Annotated in this window: 14 protein-coding genes; 2 read left to right on the forward strand and 12 right to left on the reverse strand. The window is 70.7% G+C overall.

What is annotated here, in order from left to right:
- Window positions 1-74: 74 nt before the first annotated feature.
- Window positions 75-611: a TetR/AcrR family transcriptional regulator C-terminal domain-containing protein gene (locus tag QQ657_RS04940; protein WP_284740837.1), complete on the forward strand. Its 537-nt coding sequence runs from the start codon at window positions 75-77 to the stop codon at window positions 609-611.
- A gap of 213 nt (window positions 612-824) precedes the next feature.
- On the opposite strand, the gene QQ657_RS04945 is transcribed toward QQ657_RS04940, so the two are convergent.
- The gene (locus QQ657_RS04945) at window positions 825-1736 is read right to left on the reverse strand and encodes an NADP-dependent oxidoreductase (protein ID WP_284740838.1); all 912 of its coding nucleotides are present in this window, start codon (window positions 1734-1736) and stop codon (window positions 825-827) included.
- Window positions 1737-1814: 78 nt separating this feature from the next.
- On the opposite strand from QQ657_RS04945, the gene QQ657_RS04950 reads away from it, so the two are divergent.
- Window positions 1815-2384, forward strand: a complete 570-nt coding sequence (locus tag QQ657_RS04950) for a TetR/AcrR family transcriptional regulator (protein ID WP_284740839.1) — start codon at window positions 1815-1817, stop codon at window positions 2382-2384.
- Here the strand turns inward: QQ657_RS04950 and QQ657_RS04955 are convergent.
- The 11 genes from QQ657_RS04955 to QQ657_RS05005 form a co-directional block, all read right to left on the reverse strand.
- Window positions 2368-4191, reverse strand: coding sequence for an OmpL47-type beta-barrel domain-containing protein (locus QQ657_RS04955; protein WP_284740840.1), 1824 nt, complete (start codon window positions 4189-4191; stop codon window positions 2368-2370). The two genes, QQ657_RS04950 and QQ657_RS04955, sit on opposite strands and share 17 nt — an antisense overlap.
- A 57-nt stretch (window positions 4192-4248) precedes the next feature.
- The gene (locus QQ657_RS04960; protein ID WP_434056718.1) at window positions 4249-8196 is read right to left on the reverse strand and encodes a ThuA domain-containing protein; all 3948 of its coding nucleotides are present in this window, start codon (window positions 8194-8196) and stop codon (window positions 4249-4251) included.
- Window positions 8197-8207: 11 nt separating this feature from the next.
- The gene (locus QQ657_RS04965; RefSeq protein ID WP_284740842.1) at window positions 8208-9185 is read right to left on the reverse strand and encodes a multicopper oxidase domain-containing protein; all 978 of its coding nucleotides are present in this window, start codon (window positions 9183-9185) and stop codon (window positions 8208-8210) included.
- 19 nt (window positions 9186-9204) lie between these two features.
- Window positions 9205-10059 carry a TIM barrel protein gene (locus QQ657_RS04970; RefSeq protein ID WP_284740843.1) on the reverse strand — a complete coding sequence of 285 codons (855 nt, stop codon included), beginning with the start codon at window positions 10057-10059 and terminating at the stop codon, window positions 9205-9207.
- 9 nt (window positions 10060-10068) lie between these two features.
- On the reverse strand, window positions 10069-11073 hold the full coding sequence (locus QQ657_RS04975; protein WP_284740844.1) for a sugar phosphate isomerase/epimerase family protein: 1005 nt from the start codon (window positions 11071-11073) through the stop codon (window positions 10069-10071).
- Entirely contained in the window at window positions 11070-12212 is a 1143-nt protein-coding gene (locus tag QQ657_RS04980; RefSeq protein ID WP_284740845.1) for a Gfo/Idh/MocA family protein, read from the reverse strand. Before QQ657_RS04980 ends, QQ657_RS04975 begins: the two co-directional genes overlap by 4 nt.
- A gap of 33 nt (window positions 12213-12245) precedes the next feature.
- The gene (locus tag QQ657_RS04985; protein WP_284740846.1) at window positions 12246-13301 is read right to left on the reverse strand and encodes a substrate-binding domain-containing protein; all 1056 of its coding nucleotides are present in this window, start codon (window positions 13299-13301) and stop codon (window positions 12246-12248) included.
- A gap of 25 nt (window positions 13302-13326) precedes the next feature.
- Complete coding sequence (locus tag QQ657_RS04990; protein ID WP_284740847.1) at window positions 13327-14325, reverse strand: ABC transporter permease; 999 nt, start codon at window positions 14323-14325, stop codon at window positions 13327-13329.
- Window positions 14322-15824, reverse strand: a complete 1503-nt coding sequence (locus QQ657_RS04995) for a sugar ABC transporter ATP-binding protein (RefSeq protein ID WP_284740848.1) — start codon at window positions 15822-15824, stop codon at window positions 14322-14324. The genes QQ657_RS04990 and QQ657_RS04995 overlap by 4 nt, the downstream gene beginning before the upstream one ends.
- Window positions 15825-15897: 73 nt before the next feature.
- Window positions 15898-17082: an ROK family transcriptional regulator gene (locus tag QQ657_RS05000; RefSeq protein WP_284740849.1), complete on the reverse strand. Its 1185-nt coding sequence runs from the start codon at window positions 17080-17082 to the stop codon at window positions 15898-15900.
- A 438-nt stretch (window positions 17083-17520) separates the two neighbouring features.
- A complete protein-coding gene (locus tag QQ657_RS05005; RefSeq protein WP_284740850.1) occupies window positions 17521-18723 on the reverse strand; it encodes an ROK family transcriptional regulator in 1203 nt (400 codons plus the stop codon).
- Between the last annotated feature and the right edge of the window lie 121 nt (window positions 18724-18844).

Here is an 18844-nt window from a genome sequence, read left to right on the forward strand (position 1 = left end):
GTGAACAACGTTCACGTGTACATTGTTCACGTAGGCGAGGCAGGCTTGTCAAGCCCGGATTTCGGAGGACTTTCGTGGGGCAGCGACGCACCGAGGTACTCGCGGCGGCCATCGAGCTGCTCGACGAGGCAGGCTTGGACGCGCTGACGATGCGGCTCCTGGCGAGCCGGCTCGGGGTGCGGGCGAGCGCGTTGTACCGGCATTACCCGAGCAAGCAGGCGTTGCTGGACGCGATGGTGGCTTCGCTGGTGGGCCCCGCTCCCGCCTGGCCGGCCGACGCGCCGTGGGAGGAGTCGTTGCGCGGCGCGGCTTCGGGCATGCGCGAGGTGATGCTGTCCCACCGCGACGGCGCCCGCCTCATTTCCGGCTTCCACAACCCGGGCGACGAGGCGATCGCGGTGTTCACGCACCTCGTCGAGGCGGTGGCCGGCGCGGGTGTCCCGGCCGGGATGGCGACGGTCGCGGTGGACACGGTTTTGGCTTATGCCAACGGTTTCACGATCGAAGAGCAGGCGCGGAAGACGGGGTGGCCGAGGGGCGAGCGGGACAGCGCTTTCGACGCCGGACTCGATTTGATCATCGCGGGGATCAGGGGATCACTGCCGTCCTGACGCGGGCAGCCGCAGGGCCCCGGCAAACGTCTTGAATGAGTCATTCAGGACCTCCCAAGACCTGAATGACTCATTCAAGACACCGCCGACCCGAGGCTGCCGAGCTGCATCCGCCGGGAACCCGACTTTGCGAGGGGCCTCCCCGCCCAGGTCGCCGGTCGTGGCCGGCGCTTGGAGCAAGCGACGCCGGGACTATGCCGGCAGCCGCGTGAGTCACAGCGTCAGCACGATCTTGCCGTGGACGTGGCGACCCGCCTGTACCTCCACCGCCTCGCGGACCTTCTCGATCGGGAAAGTCCCCGCGATCGGCACCACGATCTCCCCGGCGAGGATCGCGTCCGTGATCCTCGCCATCGCCTCCGGGTCCGCGTCGGCACCGCCGGTCGCGCGCACTCCGCCGGGCGGGTTCGGGCCCGCGGCGACCGTCGAGATCCGCTCCGGCGGGATCCCGAGTGCGAGCGCCGCCTCGGCGGCTTCCGTGCCGAACAGGTCCGTTGCCGCCGTCGAGGCGAACGCACGAACCCGGTCCGCCAGCCCGGGACCGTAGGACACCGGGGTCGCGCCCAACTGGCGCAAGAACTCGAACGTGCCCTCCCCCGCGGTCCCGATCACCCGGGCACCCGCGCGCACCGCCAGCTGCACGGCGAACACACCCACCCCACCCGCCGCGCCGCCGATCAGGACCGTGTCGCCCGACCGCACGCCGATCGCCGCCAGGGCCGCCGCCGCCGTCGAGCCCGCCACCGGGAGCGTGGCCGCCACCTCGTCGGGGATACCGTCGGGCGTCGGCCAGAGCGTCGCGGCCGGCGTCGCCACCACTGCGAAATCCGCCGCCGCGCGAGCCATCACGCCCCCGAAGACGCGTTGCCCCACCGAGAAACCCGTCGCACCGGGGCCGACCTCGTCGACGACTCCCGCCAGGTCGTAGCCGAACCCGGACGGCACCGTCACGCCGAACTGCGCCGCCAGTGCCGGGTGCGACGCCAGGCCCCAGTCCATCGGGTTCAGCCCCGCGGCCGCCACCCGGATGCGGAGCTCGCCCGGCCCCGCGTGCGGCTCCGGGACCTCACGCACCTCCAGGACCTCGGGACCGCCGAACTTCTCGTAGATGACAGCGCGGCTCATGGGCCACCTCCACGGTGATGAGACTTGGTCCCATCACCGTACACGAGGTGACGGGACCAAGTCCCGTACACTCGGGCCATGGCCCGCTGGCAACCCCACGCTCCGGAGCGACTCGTCGTCGCCGCGCTCGAGCTGTTCGAGGAGCGGGGCTACGAAAACACCACCGTGATCGAGATCGCCGAACGCGCCGGGCTGACGAAGAGCACCTTCTTCCGGCACTTCCCGGACAAGCGCGAGGTGCTCTTCGGCGGCGGCACCCTCGCCGGGCTGCTCGCCGACGGGATCGCCGACGCGCCGGCCGCGGCCGGTCCGCTCGAAGCCGTCACGCACGCCCTCGAGACGCTCGGCCGTGAAACCTTCACCGCCGAGCGCCGTGAGTTCAGCGCCCGGCGAGGGGCGGTCATCGCCGCCAACCCCGAGCTGCGCGAGCGCGAGGCGCTGAAGGGCCTCGGGCTCACCGCGGCGATGGCCGAAGCCTTCGGACGCCGCGGCGTGCCCGATCCCGCCGCACGCGTGGCCGCCCAGCTCGGCGCGCTCGTCATGACGCTCGCCTACGAACGCTGGAGCGAGCCGGGCGGCGACACCGATTTCGGTGCCGCCGCCCGGCAGGCCCTGCGCGAAGTGCAGGCGGCTACAGCAGCTTCCTGACGTCGCCGGCCCGGGCACCGGCGGTGGGAGCGCCACCGATGTCCGACTCGATCGCCGCCGTCACGATGCGGTTGCGGTCCCCGCCGGCCAGCACGCCGTTGTCGACCAGCTCCTGGGTCACCGCCTTCACGTGCTTCACGAACCGGTCGTGCGACGCGTATTCCGCGTTCTCGTCGATGACGTCGTTGAGCGTGCAGCCGTTGCCGATGTCGATGTTCTCCACCTGGCTGTCGACCCCGCCGATCACCACCGTCTCCCGGGTGTCCGAGACCGGGCAGGCATCCGGCGGCGGCGTGGCCGAGACCACCGTGAACGCGCCGAACACCTCCAGCGAGGCGTTTCCGGCGACGTCCGTGGCCCGGGCGCCCACGGTGTGCGCGCCCAGCGCCGACACGACCACCGGCGCCGTGTACCGCGTCCACGCGCCACTGTCTACTTTGTACTCGATGGCGCCCACACCGGACTCCGCGTCGGTGGCGGTCAGCGTCACGGTCGCCTGGCCGACGTAGGACCAGTTGCCGTCCTGCCTGCCGCTCACCGCCAGGGACGCCACCGGCGCCGTCGTGTCGCCGCCGGCGACCACGGTGAAGGACACGCTCCCCGCCGCGGACGCGTTCCCGGCGACGTCCCGGGCCCGGTAGCCGACCGTGTGCGCGCCGGGCGCGGTCACCGCGACCGGTGCGGTGTAGGCGGTCCACGCCCCGCCGTCCACCTGGTACTCCGTCGCCGCGACCCCGGACCCGGTGTCCGAAGCCACGACCGTGACGGTCGCCTTGCCGACGTAGCTGCCGCCGGCGTCCTGCGTCCCGGCCACCGAGGCCGTCACGGTCGGCGGTGTCGTGTCGCTCTTCACCACGGTGAAGTGGGACATGCCCTCCGGTGAGGTGTTCCCGGCGGCGTCGGTCGCCCGGAAGTGGACCATGTGCTCACCCGCGCCGGTCACCGCGACCGGGGCGGTGTAGGCGGTCCACGCCCCGCCGTCGAGCTGGTACTCCACGGAGGCCACCGCGGAGTCGGCGTCGGTCGCGGTCAGCTTGACCGTGGCGACGTCGAGGTAGTTGCCCGACGAGTCCTGGGAACCGGTGATCGCCGCGGTCACCGTGGGCGGGGTCGTGTCCCCTTGCCCTTCGACGATCGTGAAGTGCTCCATGCCCTCCGCGGAGGTGTTCCCGGCGACGTCGGTGGCACGGTAGTGGAGCATGTGCATGCCCACGGCGGACACCACCACCGGCGCCGAGTAAGCGGTCCAGCCACCGCTGTCCAGCTGGTACTCGACCGAGGCCACCCCGGATCCCGCGTCGGTCGCGGTCAAGGAGACCGTCGCCGACTCGATGTAGTTGCCCGAAGGATCGCGATCGCCGGCCACGGCCGCCGTCACGACCGGCGCGGTCGTGTCGCCGGTGCCGTCGGAGACCACGAACTCCCCCACCATCGTCGTGTGGCCGGGGATCGTGCAGAAGTACCGGTACTTGCCCGGCGTGAGCGTCACGACCGCTTCGTGCCGCCCGTTCTGCGGGTCGAACGGGTTGGCCAGGACGTTCAGCGAGACGTCGTGGTTGTAGCCCGGCGTCGACGTGTCGAACGTCAGGGTGTGCGACATCCCCGTCGTGTTGCCGGTGGCTTCGCTGTTCTCGAAGACGATGGTGGTCTCGCCGGGCAGGGCGCCGGTGGGCGCGGACGCGTATTCGGTGGTGCTGTTGCTCCCGGTCCAGGTCAGGGTCTGGACCGGCGCCGCCACCGCGGGGGTGACGAGCCCGAGCAAGACCAGGAAAGCGGCCAGCAGCACGGCGATCGGTCGTGGGGACATCACGGGAAACCTTCCTGGGAGGAACGGGGGCCGGGGGTGAACCCGGCCCCCGTCGCGCTACAGCTGCCGCACCCGGATGTTGCGGAACTCGATCAGGTCGTTGTCACTGTGGTTCTGCAGCCCGATGAACCCGCTGACGAACTGCCGCAGGTCGGTCGGCGGGTCCCCGGCGCGCGAGGACTGCTGACCCGGCGTGTTGTCGAACTCGTTGATCACCACGCCGTTGCGGATCATCGTGTAGTGCTGCCCGACGACCTTGATCTCGTACTCGTTCCACGTGCCCTTCGGCCGGGCTCCCGCCTGGTCGAGCGGGCGCGGGTCGAAGTTGTAGACCGACCCGGTCTTCTGCGGTTCGCCGGAGTCGCCGTCGTAGATCTGGATTTCGTGACCGCAGTAGATCGCGACCCACGCCTGCGACGTCCTGGCCGAGCCGACAGTGCCGCAGCTGCCCGGTGGCCGCTGGTCCAGCGGGGTCCGCGGGTCCGGGAACCGGACGAAGACGCCGCTGTTGGCCCGGAAGGTGTCCGGGGCGATGTCCTTGAACTGCACCTTCACCGAGAAGTCGGTGAACTGCCGCTGGGCGTACCAGAGCATGCCCAGCCCGCCTGCCGAGCGGATCGACCCGTCGGGTTGCAAGGTGAACTGCCCCGACGGCGCCTGTTCCCAGCCGCGCAACGACTGCGCCGTGCCGTCGAAGATCGCGTCGTAGCCGGTGGTGCCCGGCTTCCCGATCGGCGACGCGTCGGCCGCGGCGTTCAGCTCCGCCACCTCGGCGTCGTTCAGCACCCCGAGGTCCGACAGCGTTTCGGTGGCCTGCTCGACGTGGTTGACGAAGGCCGCGTGCGTGCTCCACGTGCTTTCGTCGTCGATGAAGTCGTCCACCGAACAGCCGCCGCCCGCGTTGCGGTTGGGCACCTTCGTGATCGCGTCGCCCAGTGTCACCACCGGACTCGGATCGGCCACGAGGCACCCGACGTTCACCGCGGTCCGCGTGGTCACCGCTTCACCGTTCGCGTAGGTCACGGTCAGCTTGGCGGTGAAGATCCCGGTGCGCGGGTAGGTGTGGCGCGGGTCCGCCTGGGTGGACACCGAGCCGTCGCCGAACTCCCAGCGGTAGGACACCCCGCCGGACTTCGACCCGGTGAACGCCGCCGTCAGCGCCTTGTTCTGCACCAGCACCGACGACGCGGCCGGCGCCGGGGTCGGGGCGCCACCCGTGTAGCTGATCTTGAGCAGCTTCTGGTTGGCGTCCAGGGAGAAGAACCCGTTGCCGTAGTCGAGCACGTACAGTGCGCCGTCCGGCCCGAACTTGGCGTCCATCCAGCTCTGCACCCGGGTGTCACCGGACCCGCCCGGGATGATCTGCCGGAACGTCTCGGCGAACACCGGCGGCTGGTGCGTCGGCACGCCCGCCGGGTCCACGGTCACCGCGACCCGGTTCTGCGAGTTGGACTCGTCGCCGATGAACCACTTGTTGTCCCAGTACTCCGGCCACGCCACGCCGCTGTTCGGGTTGACCAGCGAGCGGTGGTACGTCGGCCCGGACATGATCGCCTGGCCGCCGCCCCGCAGGTACGGCTGGGTGTAGGTCGCGTCCGCCGCGTTGTACGTCGGGATGGAGCTGTTGGGGCGGTTGGGGAAGACCGGGCCACCGCCGTCGGGCGAGTACCAGATCATGTTGTCCTTGATCGGCGGCAGGTTGACCAGCCCGGTGTTGCGCGGCGAGGTGTTGATCGGGTTGTTGCAGTCGTACCAGCCGGTCAGCTCCGCGGCGTTGGTGCTGCTGCGGTCGCGGTAGGGCTGCCGGTTACCCATGCAGTAGGGCCAGCCGTGGTTGCCCGCCTCGGTGATGATCGTCGCCGTCTCGTACTTCGCCGGCCCGAGTTCGGGACTCGGCGAGGACGCGTCGGGGCCGACCCAGCCCGCGGTCATCCAGTTGTGCACCGGGTCGATCTGCAGCCGCGAGATGTTGCGGACGCCCATCACGTAGATCTCCGGGCGCGTCTTGTCCGCCGGCCCGTTCGGGAAGAGGTTGCCCTGCGGGATCGTGTACGTCCCGTTCGCCTCCGGGTGGATGCGCAGGATCTTGCCGCCGAGGTCGTTCGTGTTGCCCGCCGTGCGGCGCGCGTCCTGGAACGAGAGGCCCTTGTAGTCGAGCGTCCAGTTGTTGCCCGAGTAGCCGTTCGAGCCGCCCGAGGAGTTGTTGTCCCCGGAGCCGACGTACAGGTTCCCGTCCTTGTCGAACGCCATGCCGCCGCCCGCGTGGCAGCAGCTGTGGATCTGGACGTCCCAGGACAGCAGGTCCTTGCGGGTGGCCTGGTCGAGCGTCTGCGCGGTGGCGTTGTAGGTGAACCGCGAAATCGTGCGCTTGCCGATCCGCTTGTCGCGGTCGATCGACGCGTGCGGCATCCAGTAGGCGTACATGAACCCGTTTTCGGTGAACTTCGGGTCCAGCGTCAGCCCGAGCAGGCCCTCTTCGTTCTTGACGAGCTCGTCACCGCTGCCGCGGTTGCCCATCACCGGCAACGTGGTGAGCAGCTTGACCTTCTTGGTGACCGGGTCCCACTGGTGGACCGTGCCGCAGCCGAGGCCGACGTTCGGGTCGTCCCAGCTGACGATCGGTCCGGTCGGGCAGGCGGCCTTGCCGATGTAGAACACCTTGCCGTCCGGGGCGATGGTGAGTCCGTGCGGCTCGCCGATCTGGTCGAGCTGGCCGGCCGCGTTCTTCCCGGTCAGCTTCTCGATCTTGTAGTTGGCGGCGATCCCGGCCTGGCAGTCGCCACGCACCATGCCGGTCGTCCAGCGCAGGGCGCCGAGCAGGTGGCTGCGGAACTGGTCTTCGCCGTAGGACGCTTCGGTACGGCCCATGCCGGTGTAGAAGGAGCGGCCGCCGTCGTAGTCGCGGCACCAGGAGATCGGGTGGAACGCGCCGTTCGCGCCGACCCCCGGGTTGTAGCCCTTCTCCTCGACCTGCGCGACCGTGTGGACGGTGCCGACCGGGTTGGACTCCCAGTTGAGCCAGCGGTCGGTGCGCGTCCAGTTCTGCGGCAGACCGGCGGTGGCCGGGTGCTTGCTGTCCAGGACGTCGAGGACGGCCTGCTGCGGTGCCGGCTCGGGCGGCGGCGGGGTCGTCGAGGTGTCCTTGAACAGCTTGAGGTCGGCGAGCTGGATGAGCGGCTCACCCGCGTTCGCGGTGATGTTCAGCCGGTAGTTCGGGTAGACCGTGGTGTTGGCGAAGGTGAAGGTCCGGGTCTGGAACCGGTCGGTGAACGTCTCGTTCGTGCGCGTGTCCAGGTCGGTCCAGGTGGCCCCGTCGGCCGAACCCTGCAGGGTCCAGTTCTTCGGGTCGCGGCCGGGGAAGTCGTTCGCCGACACCAGCGAGTAGCTGCTGACCGCGACCGGGGTGGCCATCTTGTAGGCGGCCCAGCCGGTCGTCGCGAACGTCAGCCACTTGGTGTTCTCGTTGTTGTCGGCCAGTTTCTCCTTGGTCTCGTTCGGCGGGTTCTCCGCGCTCGCGGTCACCGCCGCCACGGCCTCGGGCGTCGGGCGGGCGCCGACCGGGCGTGCCCCGATCAGGCCGGTGAACCACTGGGACGAGTCCTGCGCGCGGGCGGCGTCGGAGATGCCGAGGAACCCGCCGCCGGCCTTCATGTAGGCCTGCAGCGCGGCTTCCTGCTCACGCGCGAGCGTCACGCCCTGCGCGGACAGGAACACCACGCCGCGGTACCGGGCGAGGTTGGCCGTGCTGAACACGGCGGGGTCGGACGACGCCGTGACCGTGATGCCGTTGTCCTGGCCGAGCCGCGCGATCGCGTCCGCCGCGCGCAGCACCGGGTCCTTCTGGTCACCGGCCGCGCCGTGGAAGACCAGCACGTTCACCGGGACGTTCACCACGGCGGGCGCGGCCTGCGCGACCGGCATGGTGATCAGCGGGGCTCCGGCCGCGAGGACCGCCCCGATGGCGAGCACGAGCGCCCCGCGCCTGCCGAACCATCGTCTTTTCATGGCTCCCCTCCTCATGCGTGTGTCCGGCCGTCGGGGTTCATGTCGTGCCCGGCGTGGCCGTGCTGCTTGAACCGGTCGATCGCTTCCTGCGCGCCGTCGGGCAGGCTGCCGTCGGGGTTGCGGACGAGGAACAGGCCCACCATCCCGCCGTCGGAGTGGGTCTGGACGTGGCAGTGGTACATCCACACCCCCGGCCCGACGCCCTCGCCGGCCATCACCTGGAAGCCGAACGAGCTGCCGGGGTCGAGGTTCTTGTTGTCGACGACCTGGGCGTTGTCGGTGGCACTGCTCAACATCCCGGTGCGGGTGTCGGCCCAGCGGTGCCCGTGCAGGTGGAACGTGTGCGGCAGGCTGCCGTACCCGATGCACACCCACTCGACGCGCTCGCCGAGCCGCGCCTCGAACATGGGCGTGTCGGGCGCCATCTCGTGGTTGATCATCATCTCGTTGAACACGACGGTGTACTGCTTGGCGGGCAGCAGGTCGCCGCGCTTGCGCACGATCAACCCGCCGTAGAGCCCGCGGGCGAGGCCGCCGGTGCCGTGGTCGGTGCCCATCGCGTGGTCGTGGTAGTGCCAGTACCCGGCGCTGCCCGGCATCCAGAACCCGCCGCTGGCTTCGTAGCGGGTCCGCGTCTTCCAGGTGTAGGTCCGGGTCTCGCCCGGGTTGTTGAACGACGCGTTGAGCGGCGCGCCGTCGGACGCGGTGTCGTAGTTGACGCCGTGCGGGTGGATCGACAGCCGCTGGTCGGTCCGGTTGACCAGTTCGATCTCGAGGGTGTCGGCCTCGTAGATCTCCAGCAGCGGTCCGGGAATCGTCGCTTTGCCGGGCTCCAGGCCGTAGCCGTAGAGGCCGCCGGGAAGCGCTTCCGCGTAGATCGTGATCTTGCGGGTCAGACCCGCCGCCGACGCCGTGTCGGCGGCGCCGAGGGCGGGCACGAGCACGCCCGCGGCGGTTCCGGCCAGCATCGACCGACGTGACACTCGCATGTGGATTTCCCCCGGGGTCTCAGAACCGTACGGTGCGGAGGTATTCGAAACCGACCTTGGCCGTGTTCAGCGGGTCGGTCGGCTGGTCGTGCTCGACGATGTATTCGCCGATGTTGTGGCAGGAAGCGGCGAAGATGCGCGGGAAGTTGATGACGCCGGCGCCGGGGTCGACCATCTGGCCGTCCGCGGTCCGGTCCTTCACGTGGTACTGGGTCACGCGCGGGTAGTTGCGCCGGAAGAGCTCGACCGGGTCCGCGCCGCCGTTGACCGCCCAGAAGAGGTCGATCTCCAGGTGCACGTCCCGCTTGTTCGTCTTGGACGTCAGCACGTCGTACGGGAGCACGCCGTCGATCGGGTGGAACTCGTGGTCGTGGTTGTGGTAGCCGAGCGCGAGCCCGGCCTTCTTGAAGGCGACCGCGGCCGTGTTCATGCGGCCCGCAAAAGCCTCCCACTCGGCGATGGTGCCGAAATTCGCGTACGGCACCACGACGGAGCGGTTGCCGAGGATCTTCGCGTCGGCGATCGTCTGGTTCAGGTCGCCGTCGATGCCGACGTGCGTCGAGGAGGCCTTGATGTGGTTGCGGTCGAGGATGGCGCGGAACTCCGTGGCACTGCGGCCGTACGTCCCGGCCAGCTCGACCTTCCGGTAGCCGATGTCGGCCAGCGCGGAGAGCGTGCCTTCCGGGTCGTTCTGCAGCAGCGAACGCAGGGAGTAGAGCTGGATGCTGATCTTGTCGAGCGGAACGCGCCCGCGGGCCGGGGAGGCGCCCGCGGTGCCGGGCAACGCGATGGCCGCCGCGCCCACCGTGAGCGCCGCCGTTGCCACGTTCAGGAATGTCCGTCGGGAGTGCTGCTCTGGCCGGTCACCGCACATGGAACTCCCTCATCTCTGGTTGCTGAAAGCCGCGTCGAAAGCCGCCGACGGCTGGTCGAACAGGTGCTCGCGCAGGTACTTCACCGCCTCCGCCGCGCCGCGGAGGCGGTCCATCCCGGCGTCCTCCCACTCCACCGAAACCGGCCCGGCGTAACCGATCGAGTTCAGCGCCCGGAAGCAGTCCTCCCAGGGGACGTCGCCGTGGCCGACGGACACGAAGTCCCAGCCCCGGCGCGGGTTCGCCCAGGCCAGGTGGGAGCCGAGCCGGCCGTTGCGGCCGTCGAAGCGCTTCTTCGTGTCCTTGCAGTCGACGTGGTAGATCCGGTCGGCGAAGTCGAGGATGAACCCGACCGGGTCGAGGTCCTGCCAGACGAAGTGCGACGGGTCCCAGTTCAGCCCGAAGGCGGGCCGGTTCCCGACGGCTTCGAGGGTCCGTTTCGTGGTCCAGTAGTCGTACGCGATCTCCGACGGGTGCACCTCGTGCGCGAACCGGACGCCCACCTCGTCGAAGACGTCCAGGATCGGGTTCCAGCGGCGCGCGAAGTCCGCGTAGCCGTCGTCGATCACCTCCTGCGACACCGGCGGGAACATCGCGACGTACTTCCAGATCTTCGAGCCGGTGAACCCGATGACCGTGTCCACGCCGAGTTTCGCCGCCGCCCGCGCGGTGTCGGCCAGTTCCGCGCCCGCCCGCTGCCGGACGCCCTCGGGCTCGCCGTCGCCCCAGATCCGGGACGGGAGGATCGCGCGGTGCCGGTCGTCGATCGGGTCGTCGCAGACGGCCTGGCCGACGAGGTGGTTCGAGATCGCCCACACCTTGAGCCCGTGCTCGGCGAGCAGCGCCAGCCTGCCCGGCACGTAGTCCTCTTCGGACAGTGCGCGGCCGACCTCGAAGTGGTCGCCCGAGCAAGCGATTTCCAGGCCGTCGTAACCCCAGTCGGCGGCGAGCTTGCAGACCTCGGTGAACGGCAGGTCCGCCCACTGGCCGGTGAACAGCGTGACCGGACGGCTCATCGAGGCACCTCGGTCCAGGAGGCTTGCGCGGAAGCGCTCTCTTCGACGGCGGCCAGCACGCGCTGCACGCGCAGGCCGTCGTCGAAGCTCGGTTCGGGATCGGTGCCCGAGCCGATGGCGTCCAAGAGGTCGGCGACCTCGTTGGTGAACGTGTGCTCGTAGCCGAGCAGGTGGCCCGGCGGCCACCACACCCCGACGTACGGGTGCTCCGGCTCGGTGACGAGGATGCGCCGGAAGCCCGCTTCGGTGCCGGTGCCCTCGTACCACTGGAGTTCGTTCATCGACTCGAAGTCGAACGCCAGGCTCGCCTTCGACCCGTTGACCTCCAGCCGCATCGCGTTCTTGCGGCCCAGCGCGAACCGCGTCGCCTCGAAGCTCGCCACGGCTCCCCCGGACAGCCGTGCCAAGAACAACGCGGTGTCGTCGACCGTCACGTCGTCCGTCCCGCCGTTTTCGGCCGGCCGCTGCTTCACGAAGGTGTTCGTCAGGGCGGAGACGCCGGTGACCACCTCGCCGGTGACGAACTGGGCGGCGTCGACGATGTGCGCGCCGAGGTCGCCCAGCGCACCCGAACCGGCGGACTCCTTGCGCAGCCGCCAGGTCATCGGCGACTGCGGGTCGGACAGCCAGTCCTGCAGGTAGACCGACCGCACGTGCCGGATCTCCCCGAGCGCGCCGCTCTCGACCAGCTTCCGGGCGTGCGCGAGCGCGGGCACCCGGCGGTAGTTGAACGCCACCATGGCCCGCACCCCGCGTTCGCGGGCCTTCCGCGCCGCCTCGGCCATCGCTTCGGCCTCCGCGACCGAGTTGGCCAGGGGTTTCTCGCACAGCACGTGCTTCCCGGCCTCGAGCGCGGCGATCGCGATCTCGGCGTGGCTGTCCCCGGGTGTGCAGATGTCGACCAGGCCGACGTCGTCGCGGGCGATCAGCTTCCGCCAGTCCGTCTCGACGGCTTCCCAGCCGAACCGCTCGGCCGCTGCCTTCGCCCGGGTCTCGTCGCGCCCGGCGAGGACGGCGAGTCTCGGCACCAGCGGTGGGTCGAAGAACCGGTGGACGCTGCGCCACGCGTGCGAATGCACCGCACCCATGAACGCGTGGCCCACCATGCCGATCCCGATGGTTTCCCGTGCCGGGCTCAATGCCCCTCCCTCTGTTCTCGCTGGAAAGACCGGTCAGGAGTCGAAGCCGACGTCGAGGTACTGGTCGACGTTCTCCTTCGTGACGACCGCGGAGTACGTCGTGATCTCGGCCGGGATGTCGTGCTCGGCCAGGTCGCCGATGCCCTTGGCCTGCCCGAGCAGGCGGGCCAGCGCGATCGCCGTCGAGGCCATCGACGGGCTGTAGAGCACCGTCGCCTTGATCGGCGACGCGTCGGCCTTGATCAGGTTCATCATGTTCTTCGAGCCGGCGCCGCCGACCATCAGGAACTCCTTGCGGCCCGCGGTGTCGATCGCGGCGTTGACGCCGATGCCCTGGTCGTCGTCGTGGTTCCACAGGGCGTCCAGCTTGGGCGCGCCCTGGAGCAGGTTCGCCGTCTGCTGCTCACCCGACTCCGACGTGAACTGCGCCGAGACCCGCGGGCCGACCTTGAACCCGGCGCGCCCGAGCGCGTCCGCGAAGCCCTTGCTGCGTTCCTGGGTCAGCGGCAGCGAGTCGATCCCGGCGACCTCGCCGATGACCGGGTTCGCGACGTTCTTCTTCTTGAGCTCCGCGGCGATGTAGTTGCCCGCGTTGACGCCCATCCGGTAGTTGTCGCCGCCGATCCAGGTTCTATACGCGAGCGGCGTGTCGAAGACGCGGTCCAGGTTGATCACCGGGATCCCCGCGTCCATCGCCTGCTGCCCGACCGAGGTGAGCGCCTTGCCGTCGAAGGGCAGGATCACCAGCACGTTCACCTTGGCGTTGATCAGCGTCTCCACCTGGGAGATCTGCTGGTTGACGTCGTTGGTGCCCTCGGTCGCGGTGAACTTCACCTCGCTGAACTTCTGCGCCTGGGCCTTGGCGTTCTTGGTGATCGCCGCGATCCAGCCGTGGTCGGCGGCCGGCGCGGAGAAGCCGATGGTGACCGGCTTTCCCGGCTGGGCGTTGTTCCCCGCGTTGGCGACCGGCGCGTTGGACTCCGAGTTCGCGGGCGTGTTCGACGTGCAGCCGGCCAGCAGCGCGCCGGCGCCGACCGCGGCGCCGCCCAGCAGGAATCCGCGGCGGCCGAGGAAAGGTTGTTCGGCCATGGTGAACCTCCATCGGTGGTGACTACTACGACCCGGTCCTGGCTTTCCTGGCCCGGAACTGCAAGAGCACGGCGAGCACGATGATCACGCCCTTGGCGATGTTCTGGATGTCGGTGTCCAGGTTGTTGAGCGTGAAGAGGTTGGACAGCACTGTGAAGATCAGCACGCCGATGAGGGTGCCGATCAGCGAGCCGCGGCCGCCGGTGAGCAGCGTGCCGCCGATGACCACGGCCGCGATCGCGTCGAGCTCGTAGAACATGCCGTTGGTCGACGCGCCCGCCGTCGTCCGCGCGACGACCATCAGCGCCGCGATCCCGCAGCACACCCCGGCCACGCCGTAGACGAGCGCGAGGTGGCGCTTGACGTTGATGCCGGCCAGCCGCGACGCCTCGATGTTGCCGCCGACCGCGTAGGTCCGGCGGCCGAAGGTGGTGCGGTTGAGCACGACCCAGCCGACCGCGAACACCAGCGCGAAGAGCCAGATCAGCACCGGGATGCCGAGCAGGTCGCCGCGGAAGAACGTGAGGAAGTCCTGGTCGGCGACCACCTGGGTGCGGCGGCCGCTGAGCCGCTCGGCGAGCCCGCGTGCCGAGACGTACATCGCCAGTGTCGCGATGAACGGCACGACCTTGCCGTAGGAGACGAGCACGCCGTTGACCAGCCCGCAGCCGAGACCGACCGCGAGTCCACAGAGGACCATCACCCACGGCCCGTAGGACTGGGTGGCCAGCGTGGTCAGCCAGACGCTCGACAGCGCGACGATCGAGCCGACGGACAGGTCGATGCCGCCGCTGACGATCACGAACGTCATCCCGACGCTGACCACGCCGATCGCCGCGGCCAGCCGCAGGATCGTCGAGATGTTGCTTTCGGTGAAGAACAGCTCGGGCCGGGTGAACTGGCCGACGAGGCAGAGCACGACGAGCACCCCGGCCAGGCCGAGCAGCCGCGGGTCGGCCCGGAAGGCGAACCGCTTCCGGTCGACGGGAGGCGCTTCCTGTGGCGGTGCTTGCGTTTCGGTCATGCCGCGCTCCCCTCGAGAATCACGTCGAGCACCTCGGCCTCGGTCAGCCCGGCCGGCGGCCGGTCGGCGAGGACACGGCCCTCGCGCAGCACCAGCACCCGGTCGGACAGCCCGAGCACCTCGGGGATTTCACTGGACACCAGCACGATCGCGACGCCGGTCGCGGCCAGCTCGTCGATCAGCCGGTACAGCTCGGCGCGGGCGCCGACGTCGACGCCGCGCGTGGGTTCGTCGAGCAGCAGCACCTTGCAGCCGCGGACCAGCCAGCGGGCGAGCACGGCCTTCTGCTGGTTGCCGCCCGAGAGCGTGCGGACGATCCGGCGCGGGTCGGCGGGCCGCAGGTCGAGGCGCCGCAGGCTGGCGCCGGAGTCGTCCAGTTCCTTCGCGCGCTCGGTGAACCCGAGCTTCGAGTAGCGGCCGAGGCTGGCCAGGGTCACGTTGTGCGCCACCGAAAGGTCCAGCAGGAGGCCCTGGCTCTTGCGCTCCTCCGGGGCCAGCCCGATCCCCGCCTTGACGGCGGCCTGGACGTTGCCGGAGGTCAGCGCTTTCCCCTGGACGGTCACGGTTCCGCGGTCGGCCTTGCGCGCGCCGAAGATCGTCTCCAGCAGCTCGCTGCGGCCGGACCCGACCAGCCCGGCGATGCCGACGACCTCGCCGGCGTGGACGGTGAAGCTCACGTCCTCGAACTCGCCTTCCCGAGCGAGCCCGTCGACCACGAGTGCCTCCCGGCTCCGGTCCGCGTGGCCGTCGTGGCGCGGCCCGAAGACCGTCTCGACCTTGCGTCCGGCCATCAGCGCGACGAGGTCGGCGGTCGGTGTCGTGCGCGCGTCGAGGCCGGTGCCGACGGTCCGGCCGTCCTTGAGCACGGTCACCCGGTGCCCGATCCGGCGCAGCTCCTCGAGCCGGTGCGAGATGTAGACGACCGCGACGCCGTCCGCGGTCAGCTCGCCGACGATCCGGAACAGGTTGTCGACTTCCTCGCCGGCCAGCGCGGCGGTGGGCTCGTCCATCACGAGCAGCCGGGCGTCGTGGGCCAGCGCGCGGGCCATCGACACGAGCTGCTGCCCGGCGGCGGACAGCTTGCCGACCTCGTGCCACGGCCGGATGCCGGGGTGGCCGAGCCGGGCCATCAGCCGGGCGGCTTCGTCGCGGGCCTGGGAGATCCGCGTGAACCCGAACCGGGCCCGCTCGTGGCCGAGGAAGATGTTGTCCGCCACGGAAAGCCCGGGCACGAGGTCGAGCTCCTGGTACATCGTGGCGATGCCCAGGCGCAGGGCGGCGACGGGGGTGCCGAGCGACACGGGCTCGCCCTGCCAGGTGATCTCCCCGGTGTCGGGCTGGTGCGCACCGGCAAGGACCTTGATCAGCGTCGACTTCCCCGCGCCGTTCTGCCCGAGCAGGCAGTGCACCTCGCCGGGTTCGACGTCGAGGTCGACGCCGTCGAGCGCGCGCACCCCCGGGAAGGTCTTCACGATTCCGCGAACGGAAAGCAGGCTCATGCGCACACCTCGCTGGCGCTCGGTGCCGCCTGAGCCGGAAGCGCAGTGTTGGATGATTCGCTCGCAAGCTCCCTCATACCGAGGCCTCCTCGATGAGCGTCGGGTTCGCGAACAGCCGCTCGGCGGCCAGGTGCGCGGCACCCCGCAGCGGGGCCCGGAGACCGAGCCGGGACGGCACCACGGTGGCGTGGCCGAGCGGCCGGACGGCGAGTTCGACGCGGATCGGCTCCACGAGCCAGTCGCCGAGCTCGGCGAAGTAACCGCCGAGGACGACGACGTCCGGGTCGAGCACGTCGACCACAGTGGACAGTGCGATGCCGAGGGCGACTCCGAGACCGTGGACCGCCGTGGCCGCGCGCTGGTCACCGTGGCGGACGCGGTGCTTCAGCTGGGCGACCCGGCCTTCGACGCCGAGGGCGGGATCGTGCAGCGGGTCGCCCGGAGGTGCCGCCGCACGCAGGACGGCGGCCAGGTTCGCCTTCGTTTCGAGGCAGCCGGTCCGGCCGCACGAGCAGCGTTCGCCGGACGGGTCGACGGCGATGTGCCCGACCTCGCCCGCGAAGCCGCGTGCGCCGCGCAGGATGGCGCCGCCGGAGACGAGCCCGCCCCCGACCGCCGTGCCGCCGCTGAGGTAGAACAGCTCCCCGGTGCCGGCGGCCGACTCGGCGAGCGCGCCGAGGTTGGCCTCGTTGTCGACGGCGATGGCATCGGCCGGGAGGTCCAGCCGGGCCGCCATCAGCCCGGCGATTTCGGCGTCCCGCCAGCGCAGGGCCGGCGCCAGCCGCAGCACGGCGGCGGCCGAGTCGACCAGCCCGGGCACCGAGATCGCGACCCCGACCGGGGCGCCGGGCAGCACCCGGTGGGCGAGGTGGGCGAGCTCGTCCATGCCTCTCTGGAGCCCGAGCGCGGCGACGTCGACGGTCTCCGCCCGCTCGGCCAGCACGCGGCCGGAGAGGTCGGTGACCAGCGCCGACAGCCGGTCGGCCTCGATGCTCAAGGCCAGCGCGTAGGCGTCTTCGCCGTGCAGTTCGACCAGCCGGCTCGGCCGCCCGTTGCCGGGGAGGACCCCGGCGGGCCGGACCAGGCCGCGCCCGGCGAGCTCGGTGAGCAGGCCGGGAACCGCCGACTTCGCGATCCCGCAGCGGGCCGCGAGCTGGGTGCGCGAGAGCGGTCCGGTGCGCAGGGCCCGCAGGACGGCGGCCAGGTTCGCGGTACGCGGGCTCGCCGGATCGGCGCCCCTCGTCCCGGTGACGGCCACGGTGCCCCCAACTTGTGCTGCGCACTGAACGGACTTTGTCTCTCAGGCAGCGAAAGTAGGGTGGTCTGCATCACTCGTCAAGGTGATGTCCTCGCGTTAAGTCCGGTTTTCACCCGGATAGACGTGCGGAACCGGACAGACTTTCGCTCTACTGATACGAAAGTCTGTCCGATTCTGACATTACGACGGGAAGTTGTTCAGCAGCTCAGGGTGAGTATCGGGGTCGGTCCACCCGGTCTGACCGCCCCTGGTGCCGGTCGACGGGTGGCGCTCCAGGCAAACGTCTTGAATGAGTCATTCAGGTCTTGGGAGGTCCTGAATGACTCATTCAAGACCCCAGCGGAGAGGCCGCCAACCTGCGCCCGCCGAAGACATCCGCCGGGAACCCGACTTCGCCGGAACCCTGACGCCGAGCCACCCTGTCCGGCAAAGTCGCGGTCAGCTGCTGAGCGTGAAAGCCCGATCGGTGGCCGACCACGCAGCCCCGATCACCCCCGCCGTCTCGCCCAGCTCCGACAGCACGATCGGGAGGTTCCCCGTCGCCAGCGGCAGGGAACGCCGGTACACCGCGCCGCGGACCTCGGCCAGCAGCTGGTGCCCGAGCTGGGCCACGCCGCCGCCGATCACGACCATGCCCGGGTTGAGGAAGCTGACCAACGACGCCACCACCTGGCCGAGCCGGCGACCGCCGTCGCGGATGAGGTTGACCGCGCCGAAGTCGCCCGCCGCTGCCGCTCGGCCCACGTCGCGGGCGGTGACCACGCCGCGGTCGGCCGCCACCTCGGCGAGGTGGGCCGAGCGGCCGCTGCGGGCCAGGGCCAGCCCGTCGCGGGCCAGCGCGGCTCCGCCGAAGTAGGCCTCCAGGCAGCCGACCTCGCCGCACGCGCACGTCGGGCCGAAGTCGTCGAGGCGGATGTGCCCGATGTCGCCCGCCGTGCCGGCGACGCCGCGGTACACCTTGCCGCCGAGCACGATCCCGCAGCCGATGCCGGTGCCGATCTTGACGAACATCAGGTCGTCGGTCGACCGCGCGACCCCGGCGTGGCGCTCGCCCAGCGCCATCGCGTTGACGTCGTTGTCCACCGCGACCGGGCAGCCCCAGTGCCCGCCGAGGTGGTCCCGCACGTTGAACCGGTCCCAGCCCGGCATGATCGGCGGCGCGACCGCCATCCCCTCGGCGAAGCTGACCGGGCCCGGCAGGCCGATGCCCGCCGCGACCAGCCGGCCGGGCGCCTCGTCGCGCACCTTGCCCGCGAGCTCGGCGACCCGCCGCAGCACCGGGTGCGGCCCCTGCCGGACGTCGCAGTCCTCGACGGCGTGCGCGAGCACCTCGCACGAAGCGTCGGTGACCGCCACCCCGACCGACGTCGCGCCGACGTCCACCGCGAGCACCCGCAGGTCGCCCGCGAGCCGGACCAGCGTCGAGCGCCGGCCGCCGCGGCTGGCCGACGGCCCCGCCGTCTCGACCAGCCCGACCTCGCCGAGCCGGGTCACCTCGGCGCCGACCCGGGCCCTCGGCAGCTCGAGCCGCTCCCCCAGCTCGACCCGTGACATCGGGCCCTCGTCCCGCAACAGGGTGAGCAGCCGGGTCTGGTGCCGGGTTTCGACCATCGAGTGCTCCGTGCCGGATGCCGCGCTCATTCGCCTCAGCCTACTGCGTCGGTGGCCGCGCCCGGCCGGGTGCCGCTCGGTCCCGAGTGGACGGAGTGCACCCCCGTGCCGGGAAGTGCCTGGTCCTGGCGGTGTTGTCGAGGGGACGTCG

This window comes from Amycolatopsis ponsaeliensis (assembly GCF_030182635.1).
GTDB lineage: Bacteria > Actinomycetota > Actinomycetes > Mycobacteriales > Pseudonocardiaceae > Amycolatopsis > Amycolatopsis ponsaeliensis.